This is a genomic window from Rothia sp. HMSC065C12 (assembly GCF_001812085.1).
GTDB classification, from domain to species: Bacteria; Actinomycetota; Actinomycetes; order Actinomycetales; family Micrococcaceae; genus Rothia; species Rothia mucilaginosa.
On record NZ_KV807678.1, the window covers coordinates 209,113 to 233,460 of the forward strand.

Annotated in this window: 21 protein-coding genes and 1 tRNA gene; 13 read left to right on the plus strand and 9 right to left on the minus strand. The window is 59.0% G+C overall.

The genetic code is table 11. The features are described 5' to 3' along the window. Window positions 1–161: 161 nt before the first annotated feature. From sufB to HMPREF2836_RS05115, 4 genes are read left to right on the plus strand one after another with little or no spacing between them, the layout of a single operon-like run. The gene (gene sufB, locus HMPREF2836_RS05100) at window positions 162–1,619 is read left to right on the plus strand and encodes a Fe-S cluster assembly protein SufB (protein WP_049341273.1); all 1,458 of its coding nucleotides are present in this window, start codon (window positions 162–164) and stop codon (window positions 1,617–1,619) included. Beyond that, entirely contained in the window at window positions 1,619–2,893 is a 1,275-nt protein-coding gene (gene sufD, locus HMPREF2836_RS05105) for a Fe-S cluster assembly protein SufD (RefSeq protein WP_070629675.1), read from the plus strand. The genes sufB and sufD overlap by 1 nt, the downstream gene beginning before the upstream one ends. Before the next feature lie 19 nt (window positions 2,894–2,912). Further along, window positions 2,913–3,671 carry a Fe-S cluster assembly ATPase SufC gene (gene sufC / locus HMPREF2836_RS05110; RefSeq protein ID WP_005509109.1) on the plus strand — a complete coding sequence of 253 codons (759 nt, stop codon included), beginning with the start codon at window positions 2,913–2,915 and terminating at the stop codon, window positions 3,669–3,671. Window positions 3,672–3,710: 39 nt separating this feature from the next. Next, window positions 3,711–4,040, plus strand: a complete 330-nt coding sequence (locus HMPREF2836_RS05115) for a metal-sulfur cluster assembly factor (RefSeq protein WP_005506103.1) — start codon at window positions 3,711–3,713, stop codon at window positions 4,038–4,040. Between the two features lie 214 nt (window positions 4,041–4,254). Here HMPREF2836_RS05115 and HMPREF2836_RS05120 read toward each other — a convergent pair whose 3' ends face one another. After that, entirely contained in the window at window positions 4,255–4,755 is a 501-nt protein-coding gene (locus tag HMPREF2836_RS05120) for an HD domain-containing protein (RefSeq protein ID WP_005509108.1), read from the minus strand. Window positions 4,756–5,304: 549 nt separating this feature from the next. On the opposite strand from HMPREF2836_RS05120, the gene HMPREF2836_RS05125 reads away from it, so the two are divergent. Then, window positions 5,305–6,159: a DUF4253 domain-containing protein gene (locus HMPREF2836_RS05125; RefSeq protein ID WP_005509107.1), complete on the plus strand. Its 855-nt coding sequence runs from the start codon at window positions 5,305–5,307 to the stop codon at window positions 6,157–6,159. Between the two features lie 79 nt (window positions 6,160–6,238). Here the strand turns inward: HMPREF2836_RS05125 and HMPREF2836_RS05130 are convergent, their stop codons facing one another. The 3 genes from HMPREF2836_RS05130 to HMPREF2836_RS05140 are packed head-to-tail and all read right to left on the minus strand — an operon-like array spanning window position 6,239 to window position 8,464. Then, on the minus strand, window positions 6,239–6,913 hold the full coding sequence (locus HMPREF2836_RS05130; RefSeq protein ID WP_070629676.1) for an energy-coupling factor transporter transmembrane component T family protein: 675 nt from the start codon (window positions 6,911–6,913) through the stop codon (window positions 6,239–6,241). Beyond that, complete coding sequence (locus tag HMPREF2836_RS05135) at window positions 6,903–7,790, minus strand: energy-coupling factor ABC transporter ATP-binding protein (protein WP_070616338.1); 888 nt, start codon at window positions 7,788–7,790, stop codon at window positions 6,903–6,905. The genes HMPREF2836_RS05130 and HMPREF2836_RS05135 overlap by 11 nt, the downstream gene beginning before the upstream one ends. A gap of 32 nt (window positions 7,791–7,822) precedes the next feature. Then, window positions 7,823–8,464, minus strand: coding sequence for a biotin transporter BioY (locus HMPREF2836_RS05140; RefSeq protein WP_070593270.1), 642 nt, complete (start codon window positions 8,462–8,464; stop codon window positions 7,823–7,825). Between the two features lie 292 nt (window positions 8,465–8,756). Between HMPREF2836_RS05140 and HMPREF2836_RS05145 the strand changes: the two genes are divergently transcribed. Continuing rightward, window positions 8,757–10,355, plus strand: a complete 1,599-nt coding sequence (locus HMPREF2836_RS05145) for an ABC-F family ATP-binding cassette domain-containing protein (protein ID WP_070629678.1) — start codon at window positions 8,757–8,759, stop codon at window positions 10,353–10,355. A 797-nt stretch (window positions 10,356–11,152) separates the two neighbouring features. On the opposite strand, the gene HMPREF2836_RS05150 is transcribed toward HMPREF2836_RS05145, so the two are convergent. Further along, window positions 11,153–11,881, minus strand: a complete 729-nt coding sequence (locus tag HMPREF2836_RS05150) for a metal-dependent hydrolase (protein ID WP_049354628.1) — start codon at window positions 11,879–11,881, stop codon at window positions 11,153–11,155. A gap of 152 nt (window positions 11,882–12,033) precedes the next feature. Further along, window positions 12,034–12,261: a hypothetical protein gene (locus HMPREF2836_RS05155; RefSeq protein ID WP_049341258.1), complete on the minus strand. Its 228-nt coding sequence runs from the start codon at window positions 12,259–12,261 to the stop codon at window positions 12,034–12,036. Between the two features lie 286 nt (window positions 12,262–12,547). Here HMPREF2836_RS05155 and HMPREF2836_RS05160 point away from each other — a divergent pair, with 286 nt between their 5' ends. From HMPREF2836_RS05160 to HMPREF2836_RS05185, 6 genes are all read left to right on the plus strand, one after another. Further along, window positions 12,548–13,264 carry a beta-ketoacyl-ACP reductase gene (locus HMPREF2836_RS05160; protein WP_005509097.1) on the plus strand — a complete coding sequence of 239 codons (717 nt, stop codon included), beginning with the start codon at window positions 12,548–12,550 and terminating at the stop codon, window positions 13,262–13,264. Window positions 13,265–13,337: 73 nt separating this feature from the next. Then, the gene (locus tag HMPREF2836_RS05165) at window positions 13,338–14,081 is read left to right on the plus strand and encodes an SDR family oxidoreductase (protein WP_049356976.1); all 744 of its coding nucleotides are present in this window, start codon (window positions 13,338–13,340) and stop codon (window positions 14,079–14,081) included. A 227-nt stretch (window positions 14,082–14,308) separates the two neighbouring features. Then, window positions 14,309–15,097: an ABC transporter ATP-binding protein gene (locus tag HMPREF2836_RS05170; protein WP_049327170.1), complete on the plus strand. Its 789-nt coding sequence runs from the start codon at window positions 14,309–14,311 to the stop codon at window positions 15,095–15,097. After that, window positions 15,094–15,972 (plus strand): TrmH family RNA methyltransferase, encoded by an 879-nt coding sequence (locus tag HMPREF2836_RS05175; RefSeq protein WP_070629680.1) that lies wholly within the window; start codon window positions 15,094–15,096, stop codon window positions 15,970–15,972. Before HMPREF2836_RS05170 ends, HMPREF2836_RS05175 begins: the two co-directional genes overlap by 4 nt. 252 nt (window positions 15,973–16,224) lie before the next feature. Next, a complete protein-coding gene (locus tag HMPREF2836_RS05180; protein WP_070629682.1) occupies window positions 16,225–16,479 on the plus strand; it encodes a type B 50S ribosomal protein L31 in 255 nt (84 codons plus the stop codon). Between the two features lie 336 nt (window positions 16,480–16,815). Beyond that, window positions 16,816–17,988, plus strand: coding sequence for an LCP family protein (locus tag HMPREF2836_RS05185; protein WP_049356971.1), 1,173 nt, complete (start codon window positions 16,816–16,818; stop codon window positions 17,986–17,988). 200 nt (window positions 17,989–18,188) lie between these two features. On the opposite strand, the gene HMPREF2836_RS05190 is transcribed toward HMPREF2836_RS05185, so the two are convergent. Together HMPREF2836_RS05190 and pepN are read right to left on the minus strand one after the other, a co-directional pair. Next, window positions 18,189–19,445, minus strand: a complete 1,257-nt coding sequence (locus HMPREF2836_RS05190) for an HIRAN domain-containing protein (RefSeq protein WP_070629684.1) — start codon at window positions 19,443–19,445, stop codon at window positions 18,189–18,191. 388 nt (window positions 19,446–19,833) lie between these two features. Further along, window positions 19,834–22,506, minus strand: a complete 2,673-nt coding sequence (gene pepN, locus HMPREF2836_RS05195; protein ID WP_070629686.1) for an aminopeptidase N — start codon at window positions 22,504–22,506, stop codon at window positions 19,834–19,836. Window positions 22,507–22,726: 220 nt separating this feature from the next. Between pepN and HMPREF2836_RS05200 the strand changes: the two genes are divergently transcribed. Next, window positions 22,727–22,812 (plus strand) — tRNA-Leu (locus HMPREF2836_RS05200). Between the two features lie 186 nt (window positions 22,813–22,998). Here the strand turns inward: HMPREF2836_RS05200 and HMPREF2836_RS05205 are convergent. Continuing rightward, window positions 22,999–24,084, minus strand: coding sequence for a 2,3-butanediol dehydrogenase (locus HMPREF2836_RS05205; protein ID WP_070629687.1), 1,086 nt, complete (start codon window positions 24,082–24,084; stop codon window positions 22,999–23,001). Between the last annotated feature and the right edge of the window lie 264 nt (window positions 24,085–24,348).

Here is a 24,348-nt window from a genome sequence, read left to right on the forward strand (position 1 = left end):
CGGATGAACCCCTCAAGGGTGCGACCCGCACGCTGGAACCCGCCCGCCCCACGTTGCGTTAAACGCCGTGGTCGAGCGCGGCATCAGCCCCCAAAAAACTACCGCGCCTGCAACCGGCAGGTGGCGGAGAGAAATGTAATAACCATCGAAGAAAGGCCGTAATGACTGAGAAAGTTGGGCAGAACGCCAACGACACCGTCATTTCAGAGATCCTGGAGATGAACCCCGAACTCGAGGGCATTGGCAACTACGAGTACGGTTGGGCAGACTCCGACGAAGCAGGCCAGGTAGCAAAGCGCGGCCTGGACGAGAACGTCGTGCGCGACATCTCTGCGAAGAAGAACGAACCCCAGTGGATGCTGGACATGCGTCTGAAGGCGCTGAAGTTCTTCGAGCGTAAGCCCATGCCCACCTGGGGTGCGGATCTTTCCGAAATCGACTTCGACAACATCAAGTACTTCGTGCGCTCGACCGAGGGTCAGGCGGCTTCTTGGGAGGAACTGCCCGAGGACATCCGCACCACCTACGAGCGTCTGGGCATTCCCGAGGCGGAGCGTAACTCGCTGGTCGCGGGTGTGGCTGCACAGTACGAGTCTGAGGTCGTGTACCACCAGATCCGTGAGGACCTGGAGAAGCAGGGCGTGATCTTCGTCGACACCGACACCGGTCTGCGCGAATACCCCGAACTGTTCAAGGAATACTTCGGCTCCATCATCCCGATTGGTGACAACAAGTTCTCCGCACTGAACACCGCCGTATGGTCCGGTGGCTCCTTCGTGTACGTTCCCCCGGGAGTTCACGTGGAGATCCCGCTGCAGGCGTACTTCCGCATTAACACCGAGAACATGGGCCAGTTCGAACGCACCCTGATTATTGCGGACGAAGACTCCTACGTTCACTACATTGAGGGTTGCACCGCCCCCATCTACAAGTCCGACTCCCTGCACTCCGCAGTGGTTGAGATTGTGCTGAAGAAGAACGCACGCGTTCGCTACACCACCATCCAGAACTGGTCGAACAACGTCTACAACCTGGTGACCAAGCGCGCGGTTGCGCACGAGGGCGCCACCATGGAATGGGTGGACGGCAATATCGGTTCGAAGGTCACCCAGAAGTACCCGGCTGTTTACATGGTCGGCGAGCACGCTAAGGGTGAGACCCTGTCCATCGCATTCGCGGGTGAGGGTCAGCACCAGGACACCGGTTCGAAGATGGTTCACATTGCACCGAACACCTCCTCGACCATTGTGTCCAAGTCCGTGGCACGTAACGGCGGCCGCAGCGCATACCGCGGCCTGGTTCAGGTTCGTGAGGGCGCTAAGCACTCCAAGTCCTCCGTGGTCTGTGACGCACTGCTGGTGGACACCATCTCCCGCTCCGACACCTACCCCTACGTGGATGTCCGCGAGGACGATGTGACCATGGGTCACGAGGCGACCGTTTCCCGCGTCTCCGAGGACCAGCTGTTCTACCTGATGCAGCGCGGCCTGAGCGAAGAAGAAGCAATGGCAATGATTGTCCGCGGCTTCGTTGAGCCCATCGCACGTGAGCTGCCGATGGAGTACGCACTCGAACTGAACCGCCTGATCGAACTTCAGATGGAAGGATCTGTGGGCTAATGCCGACCAACGAAGAAACCCTGGGTTACCACTCCCCGATCATCCCCGGCATGGACCAGGAGGGCGAGAAGCTCGCCACCGAGTTCGCCCACGATGACACCCTGTACCGTGCCACCGAGGCACACCACCAGGGCTCCAACCCGAACAACATTCAGAAGGTACTCGAAGCATCCCGTGCAGAGCGTAAGACCTCCTACAACGTGGAGGACTTCGCGCCCCTGACCGGTCGTGAAGAGGACTGGCGCTTCACCCCGCTGAAGCGTCTGGGTGGCCTGCACCTGGAGAAGCTGACCGGCACCGCACCGGCACCGCAGATCACTGCACCCGAGCAGGTTCAGGTTGAGACCGTCTCCCGTGAGGATGCACGCATCGGCTCCGCAGGTATCCCCGAGGACCGTGTGGCAGCGAACGCGTGGTCCAGCTTCTCCGAGGCAACCGTGGTGACCATCCCCGCCGAAGCTGAACTGGCTGAGCACGTGGAAATCGACATCACCGGCACCGGCAACGAGGCAGCCGCGCAGCACATCGTGATTGAGGCTAAGCCCTTCTCGAAGGCTGTTGTGGTTCTGCGCCACACCGGCTCCACCATCCTGGCACAGAACGTTGAGTTCGTGGTGAACGACGAGGCTGAGCTGAACGTTGTTTCCGTGCAGCAGTGGGCTGACGACGCAATCCACACCTCCGCACACTACGCTAAGCTGGGCCGCAACGCACGCTTCAAGCACGTTGTGGTGTCCCTCGGCGGCGACCTGGTGCGCGTGACCCCCTCCACCAAGTTCACCGCTCCCGGCGCTGAGACTGAAATGTACGGCCTGTACTTCGTAGACGCAGGTCAGCACATTGAGTCCCGCCTGTTCGTGGACCACTCCGTACCCAACTGCAAGTCCCGCGTGACCTACAAGGGCGCGCTGCAGGGCAAGGGTGCGCACTCCGTATGGGTTGGTGACGTTCTGATTGGTAAGGATGCAGAAGGCACCGACACCTACGAGCTGAACCGTAACCTGCTGCTGGAAGTTGGCCCCCGCGCCGACTCCGTGCCGAACCTGGAGATTGAGACCGGCCTGATTGAGGGCGCCGGCCACGCATCCACCACCGGCCAGCTCGATGAGCAGCACCTGTGGTACCTGCAGGCTCGCGGTATTCCGGAGGCTGAGGCACGCCGTCTGGTCGTGCGCGGCTTCCTGAATGAGATCATTCAGCAGATTCGTGTTCCCGAACTTGAAGAGCAGCTCACCGAGGCCCTTGAGGCAGAGCTCGCCCTCAGCAACAACTAAGCTTTACCAGGAGAAATCAATGTCTACTCTTGAAATCAAGGACCTTCACGTCTCGGTTATCCTCGACGACGAAACCACCAAGCCCATCCTGAAGGGCGTTAACCTGACCATCAACTCGGGCGAGATTCACGCAATCATGGGCCCGAACGGTTCCGGTAAGTCCACTCTGGCTTCCACCATTGCTGGCCACCCCAAGTACCAGGTTGACTCCGGTCAGATCCTGCTCGACGGTGAGGACATCACCGAGATGAGCGTGGACGAGCGTGCACGCGCAGGCCTGTTCCTGGCTATGCAGTACCCGGTTGAGATCCCCGGTGTGACCATGTCCAACTTCCTGCGCTCCGCAAAGACCGCTGTGGACGGCAAGGCTCCCTCCCTGCGTACCTGGACCAAGGACGTTAAGGAAGCCATGAAGAACCTGGAGATTGACCCCGACTTCATCGCACGTAACGTGAACGAGGGCTTCTCCGGCGGTGAGAAGAAGCGCCACGAGATCCTTCAGCTGGAGCTGCTCAAGCCCAAGTTCGGCATCCTGGACGAGACCGACTCCGGTCTGGACGTTGACGCACTGAAGATCGTGTCTGAGGGCGTGAACCGTGCGCACGAGGCTAACGACATGGGCGTCATGCTGATTACCCACTACACCCGCATCCTGCGCTACATCAAGCCGCAGTTCGTGCACGTGTTCGTGGACGGCAAGATGGTTGACCAGGGCGGCCCCGAGCTGGCTGACCGCCTGGAAGAAGAGGGCTACGTTTCTTACGTGGGTAAGAAGTAAGCTTCTTCTCCTACCGGATTCTGACAGAAAGATAGGACTATGACTGAGACTGTGCAGGGTCGTGTTCCTCAGGAAGAGATTGAGGAAGCCCTCAAGGAGGTCATTGACCCGGAGCTCGGCGTCAATATTGTTGACCTCGGTCTGCTCTACGGTCTGCGCTGGGATGAGGATGGAACCCTCATTCTGGACCTGACTCTGACCACCGCAGCCTGCCCGCTGCAGGAGGTTATTGAGGAGCAGGTTCAGAGCAACCTGGATAACCTGGTTGATTCTTGGCGTGTGAACTGGGTTTGGATGCCGCCGTGGGGTCCGGAGCGTATTACTGAGGACGGCCGCGATATGATGCGCGCGCTGGGCTTCAACATCTAAGCTCCTGACTCGCAGATAAGGTACCCGCCCGGTGCGGAAGGTGTAAGCCTTCGGCACCGGGCGGGTACTTTTATGCTTTCTGGGTTTTACATTTTCTGGGAGAGGCGAATCTGTCGGGGGACTGGGGCAAAAAGAACCCCCGCCTTCGTACCGTATATGCGGTGGAGGCGGGGGTCCCTTCTGCTTAGCTATGACGAGGGTTTTAGGCGTCTACCTAGTCGTCCAGGTGCAGCAGCTTCAGCGAGTATTCGTACTTGATCATCAGGGTCGAGCGGGTCGGCTCCGGCAGCAGAGCCAGACGGCGCGGGTCAGTATTATCCGCGACATCGGCAAGCTTCACCAGGCGAGCCAAATCATTCACACGCACCCTACCCAGGTACGCCTCGTAGGATTCGCCGGGGCGGCGGGTCAAGGCATCAATCGCATCCACAATACGCGCCGAGAAGTAACGGGCCAGATATGCGAGGGAAACGCCGGTATCCTCCACCGTGTCGTGCAGCAACGCCACAATCTGAGCCTCAGTCTTCAGTTCCTCCAAAGACGAATCGGGATGAGTGGCTGCAGCCATTTCAGACACAAGCTTACGTGCCCCAAGAGCCACACGGCGAGGGTGGGAGATGTAGGGCCAGCCGTTACGATCAGTCTGCCCCTCATGCGCCTTGTCAGCGATGCTGTCTGCCAGGCGAACCATCTCTTTGTAGTAGTTATTCGACATGAGAACCTCCGTTGGTTTAGACTCCTGCGAGTTGACGGCACCCGCGACCGTGCCGGTACGTTGCGCTAAGCCGATACGGAACGGTAGCTGGTACCAACACTCTACGCCAGCTGTGGGGCGGCGGTGGCGGAACTCGCCCAAAACACCCTTAATACGTCAAATATGACGCGCAGAAGAAGAACACAGGGCGTTTTTCCTTCTGAACTTGTGGGTTTGGTGCCCTTTCTGCCGTGTATCTGCAGTTGGTAACAGGCATTCAGAAGGCGCCCCGCACCTCCGCGAAAGTGTCCGCTGCACCCTTTGGCGCCGCCCAGCGTAACCCGCCCAAAATCTCATATGGTGGCAAAAAATTTCTGTCTTTTTCTGGCGAAAATCGGTGCACAAACCGCCCAACACTAAGGCAGTTTAAGCGTGTTTAGCACACACCGATACACACTCATCAAACGAAAAAATCGCGCGCCCTCCGCGCCCTGCTAAAACCTTCAAAAACCCGTATTTTTGTGCGAAAATACGCGATAAACTGGGGGCAACCAAACATCGGAGAACACCATGGCAGAGCTCTACGAGCGCTTCGTCGCTTTGTATCCCTACCCACACGAGCGAATCCGCCACGGCGCCCCACGAGCCGAACTTAACCGGCGATACCTCGAACACCTCTACGAGGGCAAGAACCGGGGAACAACCCCCATCGTGGTTGCCCTCGACCCGACCCTACTCGGGACCATTGAGAATAACGTCTCCCTGCGCACCTCAACGCCCGTGCAGAACATCACCGCCGACACCGTCAAGCGGTACGCACACGAGCTCATCACCGACCAGCATCGTTACCTGGATCAAGTCGGTGTAGAAGTCGCCGCGCACGAGGCGTTCCGGCAGCTGAACGAGAGCGCCTACCTGCAAACCTACCGCCGTCTCATGGAAAACGGCGAACTCGGTGAAGACGATATCGGCATGCCGCTGAAGGCGGAGTACCCATTCGAACTGACCGCCGGCATCATCAATGAGAAGGTCAAAGCTACCGACATTGACAGCGCCGCGGAACTGCTCATCATGGACCTGCCGCTGCGGGATGTATCCGGGGTATTTGCCTACCTGCCCTTTGGCGGGTGGGATTCCAGCCCCAGCCCCGAGGCGATGCTGTCCATTGCCCGCTACTGGTTTGAACGTGACGACGCCTACCCGGCTGTTATTGCCTCGGACTTTATCGAGTTCTACACGCCGGTACCGGTCACGACCCGCCGCGACGCCGAAATCCTGGCGGTCGAGCACACGATGGTTTCCTCGGCGATGCCGGTGCGTGTCTACCGCGGCTTCGACAAGCTTGTGGAGGCACTCTACGGTCAGCACGACTGGTACCTGTGGTGGGAGCAGCTCCCGGCGGTGCTCCTCATTGAAACGCCCTAAACCAGCCTAAGCTAGGCGAGTAAAGCGAAGGGGCGGGATGAACCTACATGGTTCGTCCCGCCCCTCTCACGTGTCTGCGCTATTTCAGTTCGTCCACGTGCCGCGCCCGCAAAGCACGAGCGGTCGCCGTCGCGTAATCAACCGCCTGCACCACCCACGGAATCAGCAGCCGCCAATACATGCGCTTGGGCAGGTTACGCGCAACCGCCGCCCTGCGCAACGCACCCCAACGGTCCATGAGCGCCGGAATCGACCGGACCATCAACGCAATCAGCAGACCCAGACGCTCGGGAGAAAGACCCACGAAACGCAACGGCGAACACAGCCTCACAAAGCCGTCAATCAGAACCGGCAGGGGAGTGCTCACCAGCAGAGTACGGGACGCGTAGAAAGCCGTCAGCATAGTCGCGATAGCATCCACGCCGGAGGCGTACTGCCCTGTGAAGACGTAATAAGCGACCATGATCAGTAGCAGCAGAGACAGCGTGCGAACCACCAGCCACAGCTGGGAGGCGGGTACGCCAGCCCATAGAGCGCACAGCGTGGAGGCAATCAGCGCCACCAGCGCCACCTGCCAGCCGGTCACCGCCAACAGCAGAAACAGCCCAAAGAAGAGCGTGCCCTTGAGCCATAGCGGCACCCGATGCACCGGCGTGTTCAACGGCTGGTAGAAACCCACCAGCAGAGTACCGGGGTTGAAATCCGAGCCCTGAGAGGCGGGGCGAGGATTCACGCGCGGCGTGTTAGCGCCCATGCGCGCCTCCTGCCGAATCCAGACCTTCGGTAGCGCCTTCGTTGGGGAACCCTTCGGCACACCAGGTGCGGTACTGCTGTACCAGCTGCACCGCATCCCCCTGAGCGAGCAAACGGCCATCATGAATAATCACGGCTTCATCGCAGGACGCCGCCAAATCCAGGTCATGCGTGCTGAGCACCAGCATCTGATCCAGCGACTCCAAATGCTTCAGTAGCCGCGCGCGATTGCGCAAATCCAGCAGGGTGGTCGGCTCATCGAGCAGAAGAATCTGCGGGCGCGCCGCCAGCACGCTGGTGAGAGCGACCAGCTGCTTTTCGCCTCCTGAGAGGGTGAAAACGCTCTGGTTTTCAAGGTGTTCGAGGCCGCGCTCGCGGAGCAGTTCACGAATCCGTTCGAGGCGCTGCTCACCGCTGAGGGCACTACCTTCAACGGCGGCGGCACGGCGCAGGCTCAGGTCAATATCTTCGGCAACGGTGGGCATAATCAGCTGCGCCTCCGGCTGGGCGAAGAGCATGCCCACACCCTCAAAAGCGCCCTGGGAATGACCGCGAGCGCCCGTCGAGCCGCGGCTCGGCGCATCCAGGGTGTCGACACCGTTCACACGCACAATACCTTCATCCGGGTGGGTGAGCCCGTTAAAAAGCCCTAGCAGGGTCGACTTGCCGCTACCGTTCAGGCCCAGCACCGCGGTGCGCTTCGCCGTGAACCGCAGGCTCACATCCTTGAGGATACGGCGATGCCCGCCTTCGGGCAGCTCGGTGAAAACACTCACCGATTCAAGCTCAAGGGCGGGCATGCTGGTAGAGGCGCTCACCGCCTGCTCGCCTTGCACCTGCTGCGGTGCAGGCTGGCGCGTGGAGCGGCGAAAAAACATAGCTATCCTCTCGTGTGGCACATCGTGTGCCTTTAACGCTGGGTAGAAGCCAGGGACGGGAAGGCGCGGCGTACCGACAAACCAACCAGAACCGCGATCGTGGACTTTACCAGATCCCAGGGAACGAATACCATTGCCGCGCTGAATGCGGCGTCAAAAGTCATGTGGGCGTTCACCATCATACCGGCGATACCGCAGGCGGTCAGAACCACAAAACCGCAGAAGTTCGCGACCAGAGCCATGAGGAAGGTTGCACCAACCGAACGGGTGTTGCGGGTGAACAGGTAGGCGAGGGTACCGGCAATAGCGGCGAAGGGCAGGAAGCCGAGCAGGTAGCCGGCACTCGGGGAGGCGAGCGTACCCAAGCCGGCGCCGCCCTTAGCGAAGATGGGCAGGCCAGCGAAACCAACCAGCAGGTACAGCGCCACGGAGGCGGTGGCACGCTTGCCGCCGAGCACCTGAGCGGTGATGTAAATGCCGAGGGTCTGGAAGGTGAAGGGAACCGCAACGCCGCCCAAGCTGACGGCGGGCATGATGGCGAGCGCGGCGATGAAGCCCGCGAACACTGCGATGAGGGAGAGGTCGGTGGCGAGGGAGGTCTTTGCCGCTACGTTACGGCGCGGTGCCTGGGTTGCCTGGGGTGCCTGAGCTGATTCGCGCACGGAATCGGTCATTGGGGTGGTACTCCTTTGGTACGTATTGCTCTGCAGATTTTTCTACAGAGTTGAGGGTAGCGGTGGTTGACTGCTTGTCACAACCCAATTTTTGAACAATGTTCTACGAATAGTGTTCGGTATGTATCGTACACCGCACACCATGAAAACAAAAGGTGCCCCACATGCGCACTCGGCACGCCTGCACTAAAATTGATGAGGTGCTCTGCGTGCTCGCCGCTTCTAACCCGGCAAATCCCGCCTACCGAGCACTATCAACCCACACACCAGACCGCCATCCGGAAAGGCACCCATGATTGCTGTACAGAACCTCGAATTGCGTGCAGGCGCGCGCCTGCTCATGGAAGAGGTCACCTTCCGCATCGATAAGGGCGACAAGATTGGTCTGGTGGGCCGCAACGGTGCCGGTAAGACCACTATGACTAAGGTGCTTGCCGGTCTGACCCTGCCCGCTGACGGTACGGTTACCCGCAGCGGTACTATCGGCTACCTTCCGCAGGACCCGAAGGTGGATGACATGAGCCAGCTGGCGCGTGACCGTATCCTTTCGGCGCGTGGCCTGGATGGTGTGGCGCGTAAGATGCGTCAGGCGCAGGACGATATGGCGAGTGAGGACCCGGCGGTGCGCGCTAAGGGTATGCGCCGCTACGACCGTCTTGAGGCTGAGTTCATTGCCGGCGGCGGCTACGCGGCTGAGTCGGAGGCGGCGGTTATCACCTCCAACCTGGACCTGCCGGAGCGTGTGCTTGCCCAGCCGCTGTCAACTCTGTCGGGTGGTCAGCGTCGCCGTGTGGAGCTGGCGCGTATTCTCTTCTCCAATGCAGACACCATGCTGCTGGATGAGCCGACCAACCACCTGGATGCCGACTCGATTCTGTGGCTGCGCGACTTCTTGAAGAACTTCTCGGGCGGCCTGATGGTCATTAGCCACGATGTTGACCTGATGGAGCTGGTCGTCAACCGCGTCTTCTACCTGGACGCGAACCGCTGCGTGATTGACCAGTACAACATGGGCTGGAAGAACTACCTGACTCAGCGTGAGCAGGATGAGCACCGCCGCAAGCGTGAGCGTGCGAATGCACAGAAGAAGGCAAATGCTCTGATGGAGCAAGCGAATAAGATGCGCGCGAAGGCGACGAAGGCTGTTGCCGCTCAGCAGATGATTAAGCGTGCTGAGAAGCTTCTGCGTGGCCTGGAGGAGGAGCGCCAGAGCGATAAGGTTGCGGCGATTCGCTTCCCGGACCCGGCGCCGTGCGGTAAGACGCCGCTCTCTGCCCAGGGGCTGTCGAAGTCCTATGGCTCTTTGGAGATTTTCACGGACGTTGATTTGGCGATTGACCGCGGTTCGCGCGTGGTGGTGCTGGGCCTGAACGGTGCCGGTAAGACCACTCTGCTGCGCATGCTGGCTGGTTCCACTCAGCCTGATACGGGTGAGGTCGTGTACGGTCACGGCGCGAAGCTGGGCTATTTTGCGCAGGAACACGAAATTCTTGATGGTGACCGCACTGTCTTTGAGAACATGAAGTCCGCTGCGCCGGATCTGGACGACACCCGCGTGCGCACGATTCTGGGTTCGTTCCTGTTCTCCGGTGATGACGTGGATAAGCCTGCCGGTGTGCTTTCCGGTGGCGAGAAGACCCGTCTGTCCCTGGCGACCCTGGTGGCGTCGAGTGCGAACGTGCTGCTGCTCGATGAGCCGACCAACAACCTGGACCCCGCCTCTCGCGAGGAGATTCTGAACGCGTTGAAGGCGTACCAGGGCGCTATTGTGATGGTTTCTCACGATGAGGGTGCAGTGGAGGCGCTGGATCCTGAGCGTGTGCTGCTTCTGCCGGATGCGGTGGAGGATTTGTGGTCGAAGGATTACCAGGATCTGATTTCGCTGGCGTAAAGGCTGGCATAAAGCAATATTCACCGACATAAAAGCATGGGGGAGGCTCCGGTGCCGTGTGGCGCCGGGGCCTCTTTGCGTGTCTTGTGTGTATCGCGCGTTGTTTTATTGTGCGCGTTGTTCTATTGTCCGGGGCGTATTGTCTGGGGCGTATTTCTATGTTCTGAAGATGCGTTGCGGAAGATTTTGTCGGTATTTTTTCGCGTGAATAGTGCCGAAAATGTGACCTGACCCGTGGGATTGTATTGTTTTCTGATTATATGTGGTGTTATTGCGTTCCCGTGCATGGGAACTGTGGGTTCTGGCACACGAAACTTGCGGCGTATTTGACGGAAAATAATGTTGCCTTGTGGGTTTTCCCGAGGGAAAGAAAAGCTCTCAGGCGATATTTCAGGGGGTCTGTGTGGGCTTTTTGAATTTTTCATGTGTCTCTACATACATTGTGGGAAAAATGGTAGAAACCCAACATGCATGGGGCGTAGACTTATAACTGTTCCCGCCATTGCGAGGACGCAAATGCGAAACATTAGGGCTCACTACCGATGGTGAGCTAACGCGGGGGAGAAGAGATTCCCGCCCGCTCACGAAGGAGAACTGCCAATGCACAACACTGAGTTCGAGAAGTACCCCACCTCTGGTGAAGAGAACGTTGAGGTTGACGTCTTCTGGCCCATCCAGGACGCTTAATCTCTCACCCCGATAGGTCGGGATAAGGATTAGAAAAGCGCCCCGCTGCTTCCGTAGGGAAGTGACGGGGCGCTTTGCTGTCCTCGGTGAGAATTTAGTTATGCGGCACGTTATGCGGCGTGAATACCCAGCCCGAACATTTGCAGAGGGTATTCGGTAAAGCCCATCATGGCTGCCGCGTACCAGGCGACGTACCCGGTCAGTGCTAGGACGAGTGCCTTCTCGCGTACGCTGCCGGCATCACCCAGGATCGGCAGTGCCATGTAGCCGCTCTTTTTCCATAGGGGGGACGCCACCAGAGGTTTGATAACAATGGGGTAGAGGGGCAGCAGTCCGCGGGTTGTCAGCAGGTCGCCAATGAGGTGAATGGTGGCGCCGACCGAAATAGCCCAGGGGAGCAGTGCCAGCGAATCAGTCGTGTAGGCGGCGTACCCGAGGGCGACGGCACCGATCCATCCACCCGGTGCGCCGAGCACGCGCAATGCCAGGCCGCCCGAGAATGCGGCAAGAAGCAGTGAAGCCCAGGGGATTCCGTTGTAGCTCAGGTTGGCGCTGAAATAGGCAATTGCCCAGAAAGCTACCAGACCCAAAATGGAGTGCGTTCCCTTGCGATGTCCGCCGCTGACTGCCCCGACAATGCGTGCTACCCAGCGTGAAATGGGCGGGATGGAGTTGGCGATACTGCCGTTGTGGTGGTCAATATCCGGTAGCATGCCCGCACCGGCGCACGCCAGGGTGGTCACGATGAGGGTGGGGGTATCGGGAACCTGCACCACTCCCGTCTCGACGAGCACTAGCCAGCCAGCTGCGGCGCTGACGGTGTGCGAATAGCCCATCATGGGGAGGTGCCTCCTTGAATGCGATTGCCCTGCGAGTGTGGTTGCCTGGGTGCCGGGATGTTCACTCGAACCAATTAGAACAAATATAGCATATATCGAAATTACTTTCGATAGACTGGGTTATTACTCAAGCGGCGCCACCTCAAGTGGCACTACCCCTTAAAGGGCAGAGTCTGCTTCCAGAACTCACGCTCGCGCAGGTAATTCTCCAGCCAGCCCACGTGCTCGGAGCACGCCAACCAGATCTTGCGGCGCTCGGGGGCGTGCACCTTCGGGTTGTTCCAGAGCAACTGAAATTCTGCCGCCTGCTGGCAGCCCTTGCGGGAGCACTTGGCGTACTCGGGCTGTGCATCCTGAGAAAGTGAACCGAGCAGATCCATGTCTTCTTATCCTTACTATTGCGCCTCGACGTGCGGTGTTATTCCGTGCCCGCGCGACCGGGCAGAAAAGGGGTGCGGGCTGTTCCGCTTCAGATAGTGTACGCGTCCGATGAGGCATGTAAAAGAAGGGGAGCAGGTGTTCAGTGTTCAAGAGTGGAGTGTAGCCTGCGGCACCTTTGCGCTAAAACGCGGTAAAATAGGGTTTGTCTGTCCATCCGTCCACACCCCAACCGCGTAGCCGCTGCATCGGCTCTGATCGTGAGGGGTCGACTCATCAAGGAAGCTCATGAGCGAGAACACTCCCAAGACCGTGCTGGTCACCGGCGGCAACCGAGGCATCGGCTACGAAATTGCCAAGGAATTCCAGGCAGCAGGACACAACGTCTGCATCACCTACCGTAGCGGTGAAGCCCCCGAAGAATTTTTCGCCGTCAAGGCAGATGTACGCGATGCCGACAGCATTAACGAAGCATTCAAGGAAATTGAAGCAGAGTTCGGCCCCGTGGAGGTGCTGGTCGCCAACGCAGGTATCACCCGCGACATGCTGCTGATGCGCATGAAGGAATCCGACTTCACCGACGTGGTCGACACCAACCTCACCGGTTCTTTCCGTGTGGTTCAGCGCGCCATCAAGGGCATGCTGAAGCTCAAGCGCGGCCGCATCATCCTGGTTTCCTCCGTGGTGGGTCTGTACGGTTCCCCCGGCCAGGTCAACTACTCCGCATCTAAGGCTGCACTGGTCGGTATGGCACGCTCCATCACCCGTGAGCTGGGCGGCCGTAACATCACCGCTAACGTGGTGGCACCGGGCTTCATTAACACCGCAATGACCGAGGTTCTGCCCGAGGAAACCAAGAAGAACTACCTGGCGTCCATCCCCGCTGGTCGTTTCGCGGAGGCGGAAGAGGTCGCTCGCGTGATTCGCTGGCTCGCATCCGATGAGGCTAGCTACATTTCTGGCGCTGTCATCCCCGTTGATGGCGGCCTGGGCATGGGTCACTAACCCCACCCCGTACGGACTGCACGAAGCGCCCGAACGTGGGCGCACCCTTTCTAGACTTTAAGGACATAAAACTATGGCACAGCTGACCGGCAAGACCATCATCATTACCGGCTCCTCCCGCGGCGTTGGCGCAGACACCGCACAGATTCTCGCCGCTGAGGGCGCGAACATTGTGGTGAACTACCGCTCCAAGGCACCGCGCGCGAACAAGATCGTCAAGGCTATTGAAGAGGCTGGCGGCAAGGCAATTGCAGTGCAGGCTGACGTGACCAACAATGATGACCTGCAGAACCTCGTCAACACCGCCGTGGAGACCTTCGGTTCCCTGGACTACCTGATTCTGAACGCTTCGGGTGGCATGGAAACCGGCATGGGCGAAGACTACGCAATGCGCCTGAACCGTGACGCACAGCTGAACCTGGCACGCCTGGCTGCAGAAAAGATGCCCGAAGGCGCACGCATCGTGTTCGTGACCAGCCACCAGGCGCACTTCATCCGCGAGGTTGAGACCATGGACGAGTACAAGCCCGTCGCAGAGTCCAAGCGCGCAGGCGAAGACGCACTGATTGCCGAGATTCCCGCACTTTCCGAGAAGGGTATCTCCCTGGTCGTCGTGTCCGCTGACATGATTGAAGGCACCGTCACCGCAACCCTGCTGAACCGCCTGCACCCCGGCGCTATTGAGCAGCGCCGCGAGACCGCCGGCAAGCTCTACACCGTCAACGAGTTCGCGCAGGAAATCGCGAAGATGGTCACCGCAGACGTTGAGACCGGCCACGTTGAGCTGGTCGGTGGCGCACGCGGCTTCATCGACTAATAACTTCAGCTGCTATAGGTGCCGTTGCGGATGCGCCCGCCCCTCTGACAAGGTACATTTGATCAGGCGCGCCGCCCCTGACGCGGCGGCACCTATAGCCCATAAGGCTTCGCGCGAGGAACCCAATGTGGGGTACCCGCGCACTATGCGCCAACCGCTCCGATAACCCGGCACGGGTTGCGGGGTGGGGGCGCATCCCATCCATCTAACTCACTGGAAGAAGAACCATGAGCACCGTACTCAACCTTCAGAATGTCTCCGTGATTCGCGGCGGCCGCAAGATTCTCAACGACGTTTCCTGGACTGTGAACGAAGGTGAACGCTGGGTTGTTCTGGGCCCCAACGGCGCCGGTAAGTCCACTCTGCTGTCGGTTGCGGCAGCCCGCCTGCACCCGACCAGCGGCGAGGTTGAAATCCTTGACGAGACCCTCGGCGCTGTTGACGTGTTCGACCTGCGCCCGCGCATTGGTCTGTCCTCCGGTGCTTCGGCAAACCAGATTCCCGCCAACGAGAAGGTTTCCGACGTTGTCGTGACCGCAGCGTACGCTGTATCCGGCCGCTGGAAGGAAGAATACGACGTCATGGACGACGAGCGCGCCACCGAGCTGCTGGCTGAATGGGGTGTCGACACCCTCGCTGACCGCACCTTCGGCTCCCTCTCCGACGGCGAGCGTAAGCGTGCACTGATTGCCCGCGCCCTCATGACCGACCCCGAACTGCTGCTGCTGGACGAGCCCGGCGCAGGCATGGACATCTCCGGCCGTGAGGACCTGGTCGAGCGTCTGACCGCACTTGCCGCCGACCCCTACGCACCGGCTACCGTGCTCATCACCCACCACCTCGAGGAAATCCCGGCGGGCTTCACCCACGCCCTGCTGGTCCGTGACGGTGGCGTGGTCGCCGCCGGCCCGATCCTGTCCACCATTACCGAGGCGAACCTCGCAGCAACCTACGACATGGACCTGGCTCTGACCGTCACCTCCGCGGGTCGTTACTCCGCGTTCAAGCGCGCATGAGCCGTGCCCCGAAGCAGCTGAGCGCCGAACAGATCGCTGAGCGTGCCGAGCGTGTCTACGCCATCGAGTCGGTCACTGCTCTGGCGCAGGCACCCGAGCAGGCTTTGCGCTACTACACGCAGCTGACCGATGTGAAGCTCCGTAGCGCCATGGAATCGCAGTGGGGTATTTACATTGCGGAGTCTTCCAAAGTGATTCGTCGTGCGCTCGCTGCCGGTCATCAGCCCGTTTCTTTCCTGATGAGTGAGAAGTGGGCTGATGATTTGGCGGATGTTTTGCGCGCCCATCCTGACACTCCCGCGTATGTGGGTAGTGAGGAGCAGCTGGAGCAGGTGACCGGTTTTCATCTGCATCGTGGTGCGTTGGCGGCGATGGCTCGTCCTGCGCCGCAGCTTCTGGAGCAGTTGCTGCAGGGTGCCTCTCGCGTGGCAATCCTGGAAGATATTGTGGACCACACGAATGTGGGAGCTATTTTCCGTTCGGCTGCCGCGCTGAACGTGGATGCTGTACTGGTGACTCCGCGGTGCGCTGATCCGCTGTATCGCCGCTCGATTCGCGTGTCGATGGGTACCGTTTTTCAGGTGCCGTGGGCTCGCCTAGAGTCGTGGCCTGCAGACCTGCAGGCCCTGCACGAGCTGGGCTTTAAGAGCGCAGCGCTCGCACTGGAAGAGGACTCGCTGACCCTGGAGGAGCTGTCTGCCCGCCGGGATGAGAAGCTTGCGCTGATTCTGGGCACGGAGGGGCACGGACTGTCGCCCCGCACCCTGGCTGCGTGTGACGATACGGTGATGATTCCGATGTCGCACGGCGTGGATTCTTTGAATGTTGCGGCGGCGAGTGCCGTGGCGTTCTGGGAGACCCGCCCGCGTTCATAACCTGAGTTCTCACCTGATTCTTAACCCGCGTGAGTGCCTTCTGGGGGTGCCCTTGCGGTGTGCGGGTTGGCGCCTGCGAGGGAACGTACTGGGATTTAATCCGTGAAGGTGGTACCCTTAATGGGTTGTGCGCGCCCTATGCGGGCACAATGGTGATGCGCTCTGAGATTTTCTCGATAGCTGCACATCGAAAAACCTACTCCATCTATATAAGGGCTACTGGCAAAATCCAGTAGCAGAAGAAGGTAATCAATGAAGGCAGAAATCCACCCGGACTACAACCTGGTTCTGTTCCGCGACCTCGCATCCGGCAAGGTCTTCCTGACCCGTTCCACCATGACCTCGGACAAGACCGAGGAGTGGGAAGACGGCAACGAGTACCCGATCGTCGAGGTTGAAATCTCGTCCGAGTCGCACCCGTTCTACACCGGTAAGCAGCGCATCATGGACTCCGCAGGTCGCGTCGAGCGCTTCAACGCACGCTTCGCAAACTTCGGCAAGAAGTAAATCTTCTTTTCAGGTTTTGCTTTATAGCGAAATCAATGCCCCGTTCTCCTTGGTTTTCAGGGAGGCGGGGCATTGTGCGTTCTGGCGCCTGTAGTCGCAAGTTTGGCGCGAACGTGAGGAAAGTTGTGAGGAAAGTTGTAACGTAAAACCTTTCGTGCGCCGGTGCGTAGACCAGCTGACGGCGTTACAATGGGAAAGTATTTTGCGAGCTGTGCATTTTCTGTGCTTTTCAGTGCCGCCCCATATCGGCGGGTTATTTCCGGCTCTCTATTTTAGAGACTTCGCTGGATGCGCTGTGCACCTCGCGTATCACCACCTCAAACAAAGGACAACTTAATGAGCGACGCTCACTCTGAACCGTCGCAGAAGAAGAAATGGGTCAAGCGTATTCTGCTGATCCTGCTGATTCTTCTGCTGGTTATTACCCTCGGTATTGGTTTCTTTATCTGGCGTGCTGGCCACACCTGGGATAGCAAGACCGAGAAGTTTGACTCCATCACTAAGGTGGATGAAGACCTCAGCAAAATTAAGGAGCAGCTTGGCGAGGCTAAGAAGCTCAACGTGACGGAGCTGAAGGCTCCGACCGTCACCAACTCGAATACCGGCAAGAACGGCTCCGATGCTGCTGCGGCTCTTGCAGCTAACGCGAGCGATCACGATAAGGACGGCGACGGCATCTTGGATGACGGTTACAGCTACAATGTCGTGAAGGGTCCGGGTAAGAACATCCTGCTGCTCGGTAGCGATACCCGTTCCGGTTCTGAAGCAGCTCAGGTGAGCGGCTCCCGTGCAGATAGCATCATGCTTGCTCACATCCCTGCCGATGGTAAGGGCGTGTACCTGGTTTCGATTATGCGTGATACCTGGGTGAATATCCCCGGTTACGGTTCGGCAAAGATTAACGCGGCGCTGAACTATGGCGGTATTTCTCTGCAGGTGGCGACCGTTGAGAACCTGCTGGGTATCAAGATTGATCACGTGGCAGAGATCGAGTTCGAGGGCTTCAAGGCTCTGGTGAATTCTGTTAATGGCGTGGATGTCCAGGTACCTTTCGACTTCGATATCAATGCGTGGTCTTTCAAGCAGGGTATGCAGCATATGGATGGTGGTGCGGCTCTTGCGTTCGTTCGTGCTCGCTACCCGTTCGCTGACGGCGACTACCAGCGTGTTCGTAACCAGCGTGCGTTCCTGCGCGGTCTGTACAGCACGATGAAGTCTAAGGGTGCACTGGAGAATGTGGGCTCTTTCCAGTCTGCTGTTGAGTCTATTGCTGGTTATATGCGTGTTGACTCTGGCCTGGACGCGGCGCAGATTGCCCAGATTGCGGCTCCGGTGCTGACTAGCGGTGATACCACGATGCGTATGACCACCCTGCCGAACGCAGGCCCGGGTTGGTCCTACGACGGTCAGTCGATTGTTATCGTGAACCAGGCTGCGAATGCTAACCTGTCCTATGCTTTGCAGCATGACAGCATGGATCAGTTCATGGCGACTTACGGCCAGGACTAAGATCTGACTCCTTGCGGGGGTGAAAGCTGATGAGGCTTTCGCCCCCGCTGGTTTTTAACTGTTCCCGAAAAGCTGTCGGAATGTAGATACCTGGAAGTACCTCGTTGGCGCTTAGAGAGCTGCTGGGGCGCACAAAAGGGCGGCTACCTCACCGTGATGGTGGGGTAGCCGCCCCATTCGTACCGTGCTCTTAGAGGGAGTTAGGCTTTCGAATCGGCTTCTTCTGCTTCCTCGGCAGATTCTTCCTCTTCGTACTCATCGTATTCGTCGTAGTCTTCGTAGTAGGGCTGGCGGCCAAAATAGAATGCTACAGCCGCGATAGCGCCACCCAGGATTGCGATGAGGATGCCAAGCATCGGGGTCCACAGCATTGAAATTAGGCCGGCGACCAGAACGGCGAGGCCTGCACCCTTGATCAGGTTCAGCAGACGGTCACGTTCGTTCGGCTCGTAGTATTCCTCTTCCTCAATGCTGTATTCGATGACAGGCTTCTCCGCGGCGGGTTCGCTACGGGTCGGCTCGGCGGGTGCCGAAGAACCACCGGTCAGGGAGCTCATGAAACCGCGACGCTTCTTCGGAGCCTGCTGAGCGGAGGACTCCAGGTAGTGGCGCTCACCTTCGGTGGGCACGAATGCGGCGGGCACATCGTACTCTTCACCCACCGGCAGCAGAGCCGGAACGTTGTTGGGCAGGGTCTCATACCATTCCTGCGGAATATCGGCGGGGCGTGCAGCCTGAACGGTCAGGGACAGCTCAAGGGTGTTGCCGCGAATCGTACCCCACGCGCTGGTGAGGCGGTCGTTCTCGAATGCGTAACGAATCACGGGGGCGAGCTGCTCAGACATCTGGGTGCTCAGGCGGCCCACGAGCTTGCGGTCGTGGCGTACCTCAACACTGTCAACGAAACGGCCGTCGGAGGTCTTCAGCTGGTTAGCTTCCAGGGTCAGAATGACGCGACCCTCACCGCTGGGCGGCAGGATGCTGTGCAGGTATTCGGAGTGTTCCTTCTCATCAAGCACCTTCATCGACGGGCCCTGGGGTAGCAGGGTCGCGCGAGTCGGTGCGTCGTTGAGGGGGAAGAGCGAGCTAGGAGCGGACAGCGAGAGCACACCGGTGCTCTTCACTCGCATGTTACCGCTCTCGGTGCGAACCGCCACGGCGGAAAGCTGCAGATGCGCAATAGGCTCGTAACCGGAGGCGACCACGCGGGTAATGGAATCCCAGTACGCGGCGGAGTCCTCCACGCTCATGCGGCCCACCTTGAATTCGTCAATGTAGACGGCAATGCTATTGGGCTCGTAGGGGTTATCCGGTTCGGGAACGAGGCGCGCTTCACCGTACCAGATACGTTCACGGTCGATGTGCAGTTCCTCAAAGATTTGGAGGGTTTCTGCTTCGTAGTAATCATCGGTGACAATGTCAACGCTACCGCGGTCACCGAGTGCGTAATCGACCACTGAAAACTCCTTCTGATGTGTCTAAGCGAGCGGATACCTAGTCTATTCTCTCATGCTTTCAGTGTGGACAGCTCACAAAAACGGGTGACATTTATCTGTCTTTTAGCACCGGGTGCATATAGTTTTGTGCCCTGGTGAAACTGCCCCGGTAATAAGTGCCCTTGTCAGTATGTGAACCACTGTATGAGGGAAATATTTAGACGGCATACCGCCGCTATGAATTCTATAGATGAGCCAGAAAAAGACCACCGCCCGGCGCGTCCCGGTACGTTACCGGGGGCGTGCCGAACGGCAGTCTCTCAAAGAGGCTAGAGAACCTAGCGGGGGAGAGCGGAACCTAGTCTAGATACCGGCTCACACCCCGCCACAAGCCCTCAAACCATGCAGCTTAGTCCTGCAGGGAGGCGTTGAACTTCTGAGCCACAATCGAACGGTGGCCGTGATCCTGAGCCTCCAGAACCAGACGACGCAGAGCCGAAGGAGCCTCGGGGTTCGCCTCCAGCCACTTCTGAGCCAGCGCAACGGAGGGGTTACCCTCAACGCCCAGACCCTCGGTGGAGCCGGTGTTGTACGGAGCCTTCGGGTACAGGCCACGCACAATGCGGGTCGCCATACCAATCGAACGGGACGCCCAAATGGGCAGCAGAGCCTCAAAGTAGGAGTCGTAGTAGGACTCACGCAACTCAACCGGACCGCGAGCAAAACCGTTAATGGTCGAAGCCAGAGCGTCGTTCGACAGCGACTCGTCTTCCATGATGGTCTTGTACGCGGCAGCCTTACGCTCAGCAGAGGGCAGGGCAGCAATCGCGTACGCGTAACCATTCGAAGAGATCGAGGAGGGGCTGTACTTCGCCGCACGGTCCAGATCCTCAACGGTCACCAGGTCGCGGCTTGCGAGCGCACCCAGTGCACTCCAACCCAGGTTCTGGTCGTAAGGAATGCCGGTTGCGTCAGCAATATCGCCGGTGGTGTCTTCGAAAGCACCGCGGGCAATATCGCGGCAGAGCTCTTCACCCTTGGTCGCGTTGGTGGAGACCGAAATCAGGGCGCGCAGCAGAATCAGCTGCTCGTCGGAGCCGGGCTTAGCCTGCGCCAGTGCGGCTGCGAATGCGTCGTAGAGAGCGTCGTAGAGACGCTCGCGGCCGGTGGGTGCGGAGAAGGTTGCGATAGCGACCTGTGCGTTGTTGACCATGGTGCCCAGCAGGGATGCGCTCGGTTCCTTGGAGACGTTGCGTACGACTGCGTCGACGTAGGTGGTGACGGGCAGGCGTGCATCGCGCACGTTCTCCCAGAGGGAGCCCCAGATGAGGCCGCGGGAGAGCGCGGATTCGAGGGTGGAGACACCTTCGATAGCTGCCTGCAGGCCGTCTTCGTCGGTCAGGGCGACCTTGGCGTAGGTGTGGTCTTCTGCGTTGAGCATGAGCAGGTCAGCTTCGCCAACGAGCTTCTTCTGCTCGTCGGTGAGCTCCACGTGGTGCTCGGAGACGGGCTCTGCCGGGTACTCGAGGGAGAGCAGGCCGGTGGAGGTAAGCTTGCCGTCGGTCAGCGCGAAGGTTTCCAGCTTTGCCACGTGGGGGCGGCCCAGACCTGCGGGCTGCTGTGCGGGCAGTTCCTGAGTGAGAATCAGGTCGGTGAGCTGGCCGTCTTCGCCGTAGACACGCTTGGTGCCCAGTGCGGACACGCCGGAGGTCTGCAGCCATGCGTTAGCCCATGCCTGCATGTCGCGGCCGGACACCTCGTTGAGTACCTGCAGGAAGTCGTTCAGGGAGGTGTTGCCCCACTCGAAGCGCTTGAAGTACACGCGTGCTGCCTCGATGAAGGTGTCGAAGCCGACGTAGGCGACCAGCTGCTTGAGCACGGATGCGCCCTTTGCGTAGGTGATGCCGTCGAAGTTCTGCGATGCTGCTTCCAGGTGGGGGATGTCAGCGACGATGGGGTGGGTGGTGGGCAGCTGGTCCTGCATGTATGCCCATGCCTTGCGGTTGTTCGCGAAGGTGACCCATGCGTCGTTGAAGTTGTTGGCTTCCTTAGCGCCGAGGGTGCCCATGAAGTCTGCGAAGGATTCCTTGAGCCACAGGTCGTCCCACCACTTCATGGTGACGAGGTCGCCGAACCACATGTGTGCCATTTCGTGGCAGATAGTGTTGGTGCGGCCTTCGAGGTCGTCCTCGGTTGCGCCGGAGACGAAGATGTAGTCTTCGGTGAAGGTGACCAGGCCGGGGTTCTCCATTGCGCCGATGTTGTATTCGGGGACGAATGCCTGTTCGTACTTGGGGTACGGGTAGGGGTAGTCGAAGAGGTCCTGGAAGAAGTCCAGGCCGTTTTTGGTGACCTTGAAGATGTGGTCGTAGTCGAAGTGCGGCTTGAGGGACTGGCGGCAGTAGACGACCAGGGGAATGTTACCGCTGTTGACCTTGCTCTTGGGCTTGTAGGTGGTGGTTGCGGTGAAGTATTCGCCGGCAACGATTGCGGTGATGTAGGTGGAGATCTTTGCGGTGGGGGAGAAGACTCGCTTGGTGATGGAGTCGTCGGTGGGGTCTACGATCTGGGATTCGAGTACGCCGTTGGAGCTGACGACCCAGTCCTTGGGCGCGGTGATGCGGAAGTTGAAGACTGCCTTCAGGTCGGGCTGCTCGAAGTTCGGGAAGACTCGGCGGCAGTCGGAGGGCTCGTACTGGGTGTACAGGTAGACGCGACCGTCGGAGGGGTCGAAGTAGCGGTGCATACCTTCGCCGGAGCGGGAGTAGTAGGAGCGACCGTGGATGGTGAGTACGTTTTCTGCCTGCAGGTTGGGCAGGGTGATGCGTGCGCCGTTGACGGCATCTGCCAGGGTCAGTTCGGTGCCGTTGAGCTTAACGGAGTCGACACTGTGGTGGATGTAGTCGATGAAGGTTTCTGCACCGGGGGTGTTGCAGGAGAATCGGACGGTGGTGACGGTGGGGTAGGACTCGAATTCGGGGTCCTTGGCGTTAGTCAGGTCGACATGCACGTCGTAGGTGTCGACACTGATGAGAGCCGAACGTTCTGCGGCTTCTTCGCGGGAGAGGTTCTCATTATTCATGCTCTTTATTCTAGTCGTTATGACCGAAAATATGGCAGTCGAATGGGCGTGCCGGTCATATTACTCAAGGTGCGAGAAGATCACCGGGGGTGGGGAACCAACCAACCTCTAATATGTGATGCAGAACATATGCTTTCGATTTGCGGAGTGTTCAGAAAGTCCGTATAGTATTACGTGTTGCTTCGAACGGCACCGAAAGGAAAACGTTCGAAAGTCACCTGCGCGGGTGGCGGAATAGGCAGACGCGCTAGCTTGAGGTGCTAGTCCTCGTATTAGAGGGTGGGGGTTCAAGTCCCCCCTCGCGCACAGATAATCCCCGGTTCTTCGGAACCGGGGATTTTTGTATGCTCGGTTGTATGTCCGGTAAAAAGCACGCAAAAAATAGTGGGGTGAGGCTCCTTGAAAGAACCTCACCCCACCTAGCTACGCTAAGGAAGCTAGAAGAACAGCTGCATCAGCTGAAACTGAACGAATCAGTATCGTTCGAAGAGATTACTCAGCCAGACGCTCCGGGTCGGTGGTGACCAGAATCTTCACGGCGGTCTCATTGTGGTGGATCAGGGTGTCGAAGCCCTTGTCAATCAGGTCTTCCACAGCAATCTTGCCGGTGATGAAGGGCTTGAGGTCAATCTTGCCGGACTCAACGAGCTTGATGGTCTCCGGGTGGGAGTTCACGTATGCGATGGTACCGCGGATATCGAGCTCCTTGAGCACAATCTTCTGAACATCCAGGGAAGCGGGCTTACCCCAAATGGAGACGATGACGACCTTACCGGTGGGCTTGAGGGCATCCAGGATCAGGTCCAGTGCGGGCTGAACGGAGGTGCACTCGAACGCGATGTCGGCGCCACGGCCGTCGGTCAGCTTGTGAATCTCAGCCAGAACGTCGGTCTCTGCGGGGGAGAAAGCGTAATCAGCAACACCGGAGTCCAGAGCCTTCTGGCGACGCAGCGGGGACAGCTCGGAGATAATAACCTTAGCGCCCTTAGCCTTCAGAACTGCGGAGGTCAGCAGACCGATGGGGCCAGCACCGGTAACCAGTGCGAATGCGCCCTCTTCGAACTCGCCTGCACGCTCAACAGCGTGGTAGCCAACGCTCAGGGGCTCAATCAGTGCAGCCTCGTCCAGGGGAATGTTGTTAGGAATCTTGTGAACCCAGCGGCGCTTGACGGCAACCTTCTCGGACAGACCGCCACCGCGACCTGCCAGACCGATGAAGTTCATGTCCTTGGACAGGTGATAGTCCTTGGAGTCGGGGCCGGTGTAAACGTCATCACGAATGATGTAGGGCTCGACGACAACGTGGTCGCCAACCTGCAGGTCGTCTACGCCTTCGCCCAGTGCCTCAACAACACCGGAGAATTCGTGACCGAGGGTGACGGGGGAGTCCTCACCAGAAATGGGGTGGGGATGACCGTGCTGGGGGCAGAAGATGGGGCCGTCAAGGTATTCGTGCAGGTCGGTACCGCAAATACCGCACCATGCGACCTTGACCAGAACCTCGCCCGCAGCGGCTTCGGGTGCGGGGATGTCTTCAATGCGGATGTCGTTACGGTCGTAGAAGCGTGCTGCCTTCATGGGATGGAGCTCCTTAGCGTGGTTGTGGCGCTCACAGCGGTGTGTGCTTGCCGGTACGGTTCGCATCCATGGGTCTGTCACAGCGTTGACAGAGGCCCAAACGACATGGTTTGGACCGGTTGTGAACTGTCCTGCCGGCATTCGCATCGCTAGCGCCGGATGGTGATGGGTGCGGCTGGATTGTCGCTCCCATGTGCTTAACGCTACTCCACTGAATCAAAGATTCCTAGGATATATACAAATTTTCTTTTATGTGACACAAAT

Bases quoted from the DNA above. Each gene is read 5' to 3' on its own strand.
- HMPREF2836_RS05165 (WP_049356976.1), top strand. From the start codon at position 13,338: ATGGCACAGCTGACCGGCAAGACCATCATCATTACCGGCTCCTCCCGC.
- HMPREF2836_RS05180 (WP_070629682.1), top strand. From the start codon at position 16,225: ATGAAGGCAGAAATCCACCCGGACTACAACCTGGTTCTGTTCCGCGAC.
- HMPREF2836_RS05160 (WP_005509097.1), top strand. From the start codon at position 12,548: ATGAGCGAGAACACTCCCAAGACCGTGCTGGTCACCGGCGGCAACCGA.
- HMPREF2836_RS05170 (WP_049327170.1), top strand. From the start codon at position 14,309: ATGAGCACCGTACTCAACCTTCAGAATGTCTCCGTGATTCGCGGCGGC.
- sufD (WP_070629675.1), top strand. From the start codon at position 1,619: ATGCCGACCAACGAAGAAACCCTGGGTTACCACTCCCCGATCATCCCC.
- HMPREF2836_RS05150 (WP_049354628.1), bottom strand. From the start codon at position 11,881: ATGATGGGCTATTCGCACACCGTCAGCGCCGCAGCTGGCTGGCTAGTG.
- HMPREF2836_RS05140 (WP_070593270.1), bottom strand. From the start codon at position 8,464: ATGACCGATTCCGTGCGCGAATCAGCTCAGGCACCCCAGGCAACCCAG.
- sufB (WP_049341273.1), top strand. From the start codon at position 162: ATGACTGAGAAAGTTGGGCAGAACGCCAACGACACCGTCATTTCAGAG.
- HMPREF2836_RS05130 (WP_070629676.1), bottom strand. From the start codon at position 6,913: ATGGGCGCTAACACGCCGCGCGTGAATCCTCGCCCCGCCTCTCAGGGC.
- HMPREF2836_RS05135 (WP_070616338.1), bottom strand. From the start codon at position 7,790: ATGTTTTTTCGCCGCTCCACGCGCCAGCCTGCACCGCAGCAGGTGCAA.
- sufC (WP_005509109.1), top strand. From the start codon at position 2,913: ATGTCTACTCTTGAAATCAAGGACCTTCACGTCTCGGTTATCCTCGAC.
- pepN (WP_070629686.1), bottom strand. From the start codon at position 22,506: ATGAATAATGAGAACCTCTCCCGCGAAGAAGCCGCAGAACGTTCGGCT.
- HMPREF2836_RS05155 (WP_049341258.1), bottom strand. From the start codon at position 12,261: ATGGATCTGCTCGGTTCACTTTCTCAGGATGCACAGCCCGAGTACGCC.
- HMPREF2836_RS05145 (WP_070629678.1), top strand. From the start codon at position 8,757: ATGATTGCTGTACAGAACCTCGAATTGCGTGCAGGCGCGCGCCTGCTC.
- HMPREF2836_RS05185 (WP_049356971.1), top strand. From the start codon at position 16,816: ATGAGCGACGCTCACTCTGAACCGTCGCAGAAGAAGAAATGGGTCAAG.
- HMPREF2836_RS05115 (WP_005506103.1), top strand. From the start codon at position 3,711: ATGACTGAGACTGTGCAGGGTCGTGTTCCTCAGGAAGAGATTGAGGAA.
- HMPREF2836_RS05125 (WP_005509107.1), top strand. From the start codon at position 5,305: ATGGCAGAGCTCTACGAGCGCTTCGTCGCTTTGTATCCCTACCCACAC.
- HMPREF2836_RS05175 (WP_070629680.1), top strand. From the start codon at position 15,094: ATGAGCCGTGCCCCGAAGCAGCTGAGCGCCGAACAGATCGCTGAGCGT.
- HMPREF2836_RS05205 (WP_070629687.1), bottom strand. From the start codon at position 24,084: ATGAAGGCAGCACGCTTCTACGACCGTAACGACATCCGCATTGAAGAC.
- HMPREF2836_RS05120 (WP_005509108.1), bottom strand. From the start codon at position 4,755: ATGTCGAATAACTACTACAAAGAGATGGTTCGCCTGGCAGACAGCATC.